A 7,323-nucleotide genomic window follows, 5' to 3' on the forward strand; every position below is an offset into this window, starting at 1 on the left:
GACTACAAAATATCCGAAAAACTAATAACTAGCAACTTGAGTTAAATACTATTAACAGCCAGCATTTCATCCAGCTTGCCTTGATGGTCTAAAGTATAGATGTCATCACAACCACCAATGTGTTGATCATTGATAAAAATTTGAGGCATGGAACGCTTTCCATTAGCCCTTTGCGCCATTTTATCCCTTGCTACCTCATCTCCGTCGATTTTGTATTCTATAAAATCAACCCCTTTGTGATTGAGTAAACTTTTAGAACGATTACAAAAGGGGCAGGTACTCCAAGTATAAATTTCTACCTTAGCAGCCATAAATCCACAATTCAATATAATACCTTTTAATTTTAGACAGCTTTTCTGAAAAAGCGTAGCCGATTCCATTTGGTGAAAATCAAAATAATATTGAAGAAGGAGTCAGGAGTCAGTAGCCAGGAGTCAGAATAAATTAGTGGGGGATTCATACCCACCACTTTCTTATTGACCACCAAACCATAGATTTTGTGGGGGTCTTAAACCCAATTATACATCCGCCCGTCGTATATAATTCATTCTGATTTCTGACTCCTGACTCCTGTATTCTTTTTGATAAAAAAGTAATTTAGGGTTTGCTGATAGCGTAGCGTAGCATAAGCCCTACATAAGGATGATGGATTTTATCTCTTGTAGGGTGCGTCAGACCGGATAATTGAGCATCTAACAGATTTTCTCTATCTGACGCACCGCACTAATAGGCGATTCCAAGAGCCTGAAACTAGGCAATTTCCTTCATACATATCATCTGCATTTTGTACAGTGGGTAAGTCCTATAATTTTAGGGGCAAACAACCGTTCACCCCTAAGTCTGTTTAAACTTGAACCAAAGACTTTTTCTTGAGTAAACCCAAAGCACCAACGGTTAATAGAGCTAAAGCAGCAATATTACCAGGTTCAGGAATTTCTTGGGGAGCAACTACAGATTGTCTAGCAATTACTTTAAAGTCAGGGCCATTAAAGTTAGATTCTGATATTAATTGCAGACCATAAAGACTGTTAACTCCTAGACTTGCAAGGCTAACGCCGAATGAGCCTACAGTTTGAGATCCGCCAATTTCTAAGGTGTCAATGCTGTACCCAGCGTCGCCAAAATTGGCTGAGTTTAGAGTCATAGCATTACCAATTAGTGAACCAGTAGCATTAAGAGCTTGGATTTTCAATTGACTGTTTTTACCACGTTCAAAAAAGAACAGGTTATCTAAACCAGTGCTATCAGCAGTAATGGCAGAAGCAAAGTTGACGTTCATTTTGAACTTACCAGTGTCTTCGGTATCAATGATATTGTTTAAGTTGTTGTTACCTAAGAAAGCAGCAACTTTAGCTCCATCACTAGCATTACTTGCAACTAAATTTTCTTGAGTAGCAAAAGGAGAAGAGGCATTATCACCTCTATCTGTACTAGCTGCGCCACTATTGCCACCAGTCCAGGCATCGTTTTCTAGAATAGTAGCGCTGGTGACAAAATTAAAGTTGCTGAATGTTGTGTTGTTTTGGGTAATAGATTGGAGGAAAATATTACCTTTGGGATCTGTACCTTGGATTGTGGAAGTAAAGTTGGCAGCTTTAGCGGCTGGGGAAAAGGCTAAAACTGTACCGAAAGACGCTAAGAGGATAGCAGATAGGTTACGAAGATTCATAGTAGGTTCTGTTTGGTAAATGAAACTTGGTTTGGATCGTGTGTGTAAAATTATCTTTTCTACAGGAACGCAACCAGTAAAAAATACTTCTACTAAGTTTATACCCTCTAATTAGAAGTCATATATCAAAGAGTCTTGGACTTTATCAAAAATTTATTTCCGGTTTACAAAAAATAAACAGATTCAGTATATATACTAAATCTGTCACAGTTAAATGTTTCCTTTATCAGAAAACTTATTCAGAATCTACGGCGTATTGAATTAACAAAGACAAACGCTGACGTAGGGTTTCTAATCCCAGACGCTGACGAGCAGAAATAAATACTGCTAGGGGAAACTCTTCACGAGCTATTGCCAGTGTTTCACTACTAACTTGATCAATTTTGTTAAAGGCTACCAAAGCTGGTCCAGGAGTGATGGGCATTTGTGCCAAAATTTCCCGCACTGCGCGAATATGACTCAACCAGGCGGGATGGGATAAATCGACTAAATGCAGTAGGGCATCGGCTTCTGTGACTTCTTCTAAGGTAGCACGGAAGGCATCCATTAAGGAGGAGGGTAACTCATGGATAAACCCTACTGTATCTGTCATCAGAGTTTCTTGCGGTTCACCCGTCTCAGCTTGGGGAATGATCAAGCGTCGGGTAGTGGGGTCAAGGGTGGCAAAAAGTTGGTCGGCGGTGTAAACTTCAGAGTTGGTGAGAGCGTTGAGTAAGGTTGATTTACCTGCGTTGGTATAACCTACTAATGCGACTGAGGGAACTTCTCGATGTTGTCGCCGTTGCCGTAATCGTGAACGATGGGCTTGTAACTGGTTGACTTCTTGTTGTAGTCGAGAAATGCGGCGCTGAATGGCTCGGCGTTCTGTTTCTAGTTTGGTTTCACCAGGCCCACGAGTTCCTATCCCACCACCTAGTCGTGACATTGTTCGCCCTCTACCGACTAGTCGTGGCATCATATATTCTAATTGTGCCAGTTCGACTTGCAATTTACCTGCACCAGATTGGGCGCGTTGGGCAAAGATATCTAAAATGACTTCGGTGCGGTCAACTACCCGGATGCCAATTTGCGCTTCTAGGTTGCGGATTTGGGCGGGGGAGAGGTCACGGTCGAAGACGACGAGATTTGCTCCCAAAGTTTGGGCTGTGAGGGCGACTTCTTGCACTTTACCTTCACCGATGACTGTTTGGGGATGAATGCGCGATCGCTTTTGTTGTAGTGTCTGTAATACATCTCCCCCAGCCGTATCTACCAATCGTGCTAATTCTAGTAATATGTCCTGGAACTGTTGGGGACTCATTCTCTCAGTTAGTACGCCGACAATCACCACCCGATCATGGTCAGCGTCTACTTCCTGAGCAATATAGTCTCGGTAAAATTGGGCTTCTAAACTTTCTACTAACTCTAGAAAATCTTGCTGCACTAAGGCATCTAAACTCAATGGTGGCGAGATATTGGAATATAGGGCTGAGTCTTGGGTCGTGATGCCTGAAGACTGAGTTAAAACTAACTGTTTACTATTGGATACTAAATTAGCCAAGTAAGCTTCTTTCACGTACCCAGTAGCACCACCACCCCGGCGCGTAAATCCTGCACCAGTTATATTCAAAACTACTAAGGCATCTAAACGTTGTAATGCCATCGCTGTCAGTGCCGCCTCGTTGGGTGGTTCCGGTTTCAAATGGGTTGCTATACAACGAATCCCGCTTAGACGCTCCGCACCATAACGGGGTAGTTCTAGGGGTGGAATTTGGGTTTGACGTGGCGTGCCTACCCCCACCCGGATCACTTGTCCACGACGGTTGAGGTAGGCACATACAGGTTGATTAAGTTCTGTACTAATTGCTGCCAAACGCTGGGCAAAATCAGATGTGGTTATGTGATCACCGGGAATGCGTTGGTGATACAGCCGCTGTAGGTGTTTAAGCTGGCTGGATTTTAAACCCTGAAGATTACCAAAGATAGTCTCTATAGACGCTTACGACCAGTGAACTGGCCCTCCGAATCCTTTTCTTGTTTATTTTACAACAATATTGGGGTTGTCAGGTCTATCTTTTGAGGGAGGCGTTAGGTATTTTAGACAGAGCTTACGGATTAATGTAGGTTTTTTTGAACTAAGCAAAGTCCATCAGAATTTTAAAATTAGTGATATTAGCCTAAATTATTCTATTTGGAGAACTCCACAAAAAAGATGATCCAATTTGTGAAATCAAAGTAGGGGTGTATTGCACTTGATACACCCTACAGACTAGAAAATATCCAAAAATTAATAACTAGCAACTTGGGTTATTAGACTTGATTTTTTTAGATTGCTTTTGGTAAACGAGAAGATAAATAAAAGAAACAACCCAGATTATGCTTTGGATAATTTGGGTATAGGGTAAGTTGATTATTTTAGCTGGAAGTGATAGACTCAATAATAGTAAAGTTAATATCAAAATATTTAATTTATTTGGTCTATTGAAAGTCAGATCGATTACTGATAACAGCAAAAAAACTAACATCACATTATCATATATCAGATGGTAAGTCCATAATCTACCTATAACAGCAGCAACAGCAAAAAGAAAAAGCAAAGAACTATTCTCAAATAGATAAAGTAAGCCTATCAGTATAACAGTAGCAACTATCGCTAATAATATTGTAGCGATCGCTGGATTAATCCCTAAGTTCAGAAGGACATTGATTCCAGAATATCCACTATGAACATAGTATTGAGAAACCTTGATCATTTTTTCAATCATGTAAATAGGAGAAACTTGAGTAAGCATTCCTATGGTTGAACTGGCAATAAAAATATACAGACAGCAGGTAAATATAGCATCAATTTTTTTACGAATAACTAAAATCAAAAAATAAGGTGCAGAAATAGTTGGTTTTAGTAAAGCTAATCCTAAAAATAAGCCTGCGAATAAATTCTTATTTTTTTGCAATGACCAAAATATGCCAATTAACAAAGCATTAATAATCACGCCATACTGGCCAACACCAAGGGTAGTTGCATTACTACTAATTGATAAACAAGCAACTACGGTAAACCAGGCCTTTAAGTTTCCATAAGGTTGGCCAATTTGGTAAGCAAAAATTGTTAAAATAATTAAAGATATGGTATTAAGTAGGCCATGATACCAGCGAGTTAGTTCCCAAGAAATAGGAGGAAAAAATATAAATCCTGAAAAAAAAGCCCAGGGTGGATATCCTCCTGATCTGACTGGTCCTAATTGGGGATCTACGAGAGGAGAACCTTCAGTGATATCGTAAGAATATAAACCGCGATAGATATATTGTTGTTCTATCCAACGAGAATACAAATCTTTAGCTCCAATTTCATCTACGATTAAATAATAAAATCCTCTTGTTAAGTAGAATATACAGAGTAAGCTGAAGATTAAAAAAAAGCAAAAGATAATTTTTTGAGATTTTAAACGAAAAACAGGAATTTTTAACATGATTGTTTTGTAAGGAAACACAAGATAATAGGACTTACGCTATGGAACTATGTACAGGACAAAAAACATTTTCGTCATCAAGAAAGAGTTTCAGAGATAAAATACAAAAGTATTTCTGTGCAAGGCTTTTAATGCTTTTGTCCTGTACTAAGATGATAGAATATTGTTAGCAGTTTCCGATGAAACCTACTGCAAAAATAATCTGTAATTGATCCTTTATCTGCATTAATCTGCGTTTAATTCGTCTTTATCTGTGACATAAACATAGATTTCAGTAATTAAATAGAAATCCTAGATTAAGTTCCCAAAGAAGGTAAGAAACTAACGATTCCTGGGAAGACAATAATTAAAATCACTACTAACAATTGCAGTAAAATAAAAGGAATTACACCTCTATATATATCCCCTGTGGTGACTTCTGGCGGTGCAACACCACGCAGGTAAAACAAGGCAAAACCAAAAGGTGGTGTGAGGAAAGATGTTTGTAGATTTGCACCTAAGATTACACCATACCAAACTAAATCAATTCCTAAAGTTTGGGCTACGGGGACAAATAAAGGAACGATGATAAAGGCAATTTCAAAAAAGTCGATAAAAAAGCCTAAAAGGAAAACTACTGTCATGCTGAGGGCTAAAAAGCCGAATTTTCCACCGGGGAGATTACTCAGGACATCAAACATAAATTGATCGCCATTTAATCCCCGAAACACTAAACTAAAGGCTGTAGAACCCAACAAGATAAAAATTACCATGCTGGTGATTCGTAAGGTGTTGTCACAAACTTGACGCAGAGATGCTAGAGTGAGTTGACCATTGGCCGCAGCAAGGGCGATCGCTCCTCCACATCCTACCGCACCTGCTTCTGTTGGTGTGGCAATCCCAAAAAATATACTCCCCAAGACCAATAAAATCAAAATCAATGGGGGTAACATCACCTGAAATACCCGTTTCCTCAAGGCTTTACCACCAATTTCTCGCACTTGGGCAGGTAAGGCTGGGGCAACATCTGGCCGCAAATAGGCTATAATTAACACATGAAGGGCAAAGGATCCCGCCATCATCAAGCCGGGAATTAGCGAACCGATGAACAAATCACCGACTGATATACCCAATTGATCACCCAATACTACCAAAACCACGCTAGGGGGGATAATTTGTCCCAATGTCCCCGAAGCTGCAATCACCCCAGTAGCTAACTCCTTATTATACCCATAGCGCAACATAATCGGTAGAGAAATCAAACCCATGGCTACCACTGTGGCTGCTACTACCCCGGTTGTGGCTGCTAGTAAAGCACCTACCAACACTACAGCTAAAGCCAAACCACCCCGCAACCGTCCCAATAAAATCCCCATGGTTTCTAGCAGTCTTTCTGCTATGCCAGATTTCTCCAACATTGACCCCATAAAAATGAAATAAGGGATAGCTAATAGGGTATAATTGGCCATGATGCCAAAAATCCGTTGTGGCATGGCTGTGAGAAATACCGGGTCAAAAACACCTAAAGCTATGCCCACAGCACCAAATAAAATTGCCACACCACCCAAGGAAAAGGCTACTGGATATCCCAAGGACAGCAACACCAAAGCCCCCGCAAACATGAAGGGTCCTAACCATTCATAAGCTAATGTCATGGTTTTCCTCCTGCATTTCTAATCTACCTTGAAGAATAGCTACATTTTTAATCGCCTGAGAAATACCCTGGAAAATCAGCAAAATAAAGGCGACAATAATCATGGTTTTAATGGGGTAGCGGGGTAAACCACCTGGATCTGGTGATGTTTCCCAAATTTGCCAGGAAGCGATAACGCTATCCCAAGAAAAAATGATCACCATGATGCAGAAGGGAATGAGAAAAAATATTGTTCCTACTAAATCAGCGATCGCTTTCCGTTTACTCTGCCAATTACTGTAAAATATATCAACGCGGACGTGTTCGTTATGTTTGAGGGTATAAGCCGCGCCTAATAAAAAGACTAAATCAAATATATACCATTGTGCTTCGATGTAAGCGTTGGATGTAAGGTTAATACCAATCATCCGTCCCAAAAATCTGCCTACAACGTTCCACACTCCTAGTATAACCATGACTAAGACTAGCCAACTGCTTAACCGACCAATGCGTTCAGTCCAAGCATCTATCAAGTTTGATATTTTTAAAAGTATATCCAACGGTTTTTTTCCTCCTAAATTTCTGTAAATGTA

Annotated in this window: 6 protein-coding genes; all 6 read right to left on the reverse strand. The window is 40.0% G+C overall.

Features of this window, described 5'->3' with window-relative positions; genetic code table 11:
* Positions 1 to 41: 41 nt before the first annotated feature.
* Complete coding sequence (grxC, locus tag VB711_RS23080; RefSeq protein WP_323288692.1) at positions 42 to 311, reverse strand: glutaredoxin 3; 270 nt, start codon at positions 309 to 311, stop codon at positions 42 to 44.
* A 533-nt stretch (positions 312 to 844) separates the two neighbouring features.
* Positions 845 to 1,669, reverse strand: a complete 825-nt coding sequence (locus tag VB711_RS23085) for an exosortase-dependent surface protein XDP2 (RefSeq protein WP_323288693.1) — start codon at positions 1,667 to 1,669, stop codon at positions 845 to 847.
* A gap of 235 nt (positions 1,670 to 1,904) precedes the next feature.
* Entirely contained in the window at positions 1,905 to 3,641 is a 1,737-nt protein-coding gene (gene hflX, locus VB711_RS23090; protein WP_323288696.1) for a GTPase HflX, read from the reverse strand.
* Between the two features lie 301 nt (positions 3,642 to 3,942).
* Positions 3,943 to 5,118, reverse strand: coding sequence for a glycosyltransferase 87 family protein (locus tag VB711_RS23095; protein ID WP_323288694.1), 1,176 nt, complete (start codon positions 5,116 to 5,118; stop codon positions 3,943 to 3,945).
* A 296-nt stretch (positions 5,119 to 5,414) separates the two neighbouring features.
* Positions 5,415 to 6,752, reverse strand: coding sequence for a TRAP transporter large permease subunit (locus VB711_RS23100; protein WP_323288695.1), 1,338 nt, complete (start codon positions 6,750 to 6,752; stop codon positions 5,415 to 5,417).
* Positions 6,736 to 7,290, reverse strand: a complete 555-nt coding sequence (locus tag VB711_RS23105; RefSeq protein ID WP_323288698.1) for a TRAP transporter small permease subunit — start codon at positions 7,288 to 7,290, stop codon at positions 6,736 to 6,738. Before VB711_RS23105 ends, VB711_RS23100 begins: the two co-directional genes overlap by 17 nt.
* Between the last annotated feature and the right edge of the window lie 33 nt (positions 7,291 to 7,323).

The sequence above is a fragment of the Cronbergia sp. UHCC 0137 genome, from assembly GCF_034932285.1.
Classification (GTDB): Bacteria; Cyanobacteriota; Cyanobacteriia; order Cyanobacteriales; family Nostocaceae; genus Cronbergia.

Excerpts from the sequence above, each read along its gene's own strand:
- grxC (WP_323288692.1), bottom strand. The coding sequence starts at position 311 with ATGGCTGCTAAGGTAGAAATTTATACTTGGAGTACCTGCCCCTTTTGT.
- VB711_RS23085 (WP_323288693.1), bottom strand. The coding sequence starts at position 1,669 with ATGAATCTTCGTAACCTATCTGCTATCCTCTTAGCGTCTTTCGGTACA.
- VB711_RS23095 (WP_323288694.1), bottom strand. The coding sequence starts at position 5,118 with ATGTTAAAAATTCCTGTTTTTCGTTTAAAATCTCAAAAAATTATCTTT.
- VB711_RS23100 (WP_323288695.1), bottom strand. The coding sequence starts at position 6,752 with ATGACATTAGCTTATGAATGGTTAGGACCCTTCATGTTTGCGGGGGCT.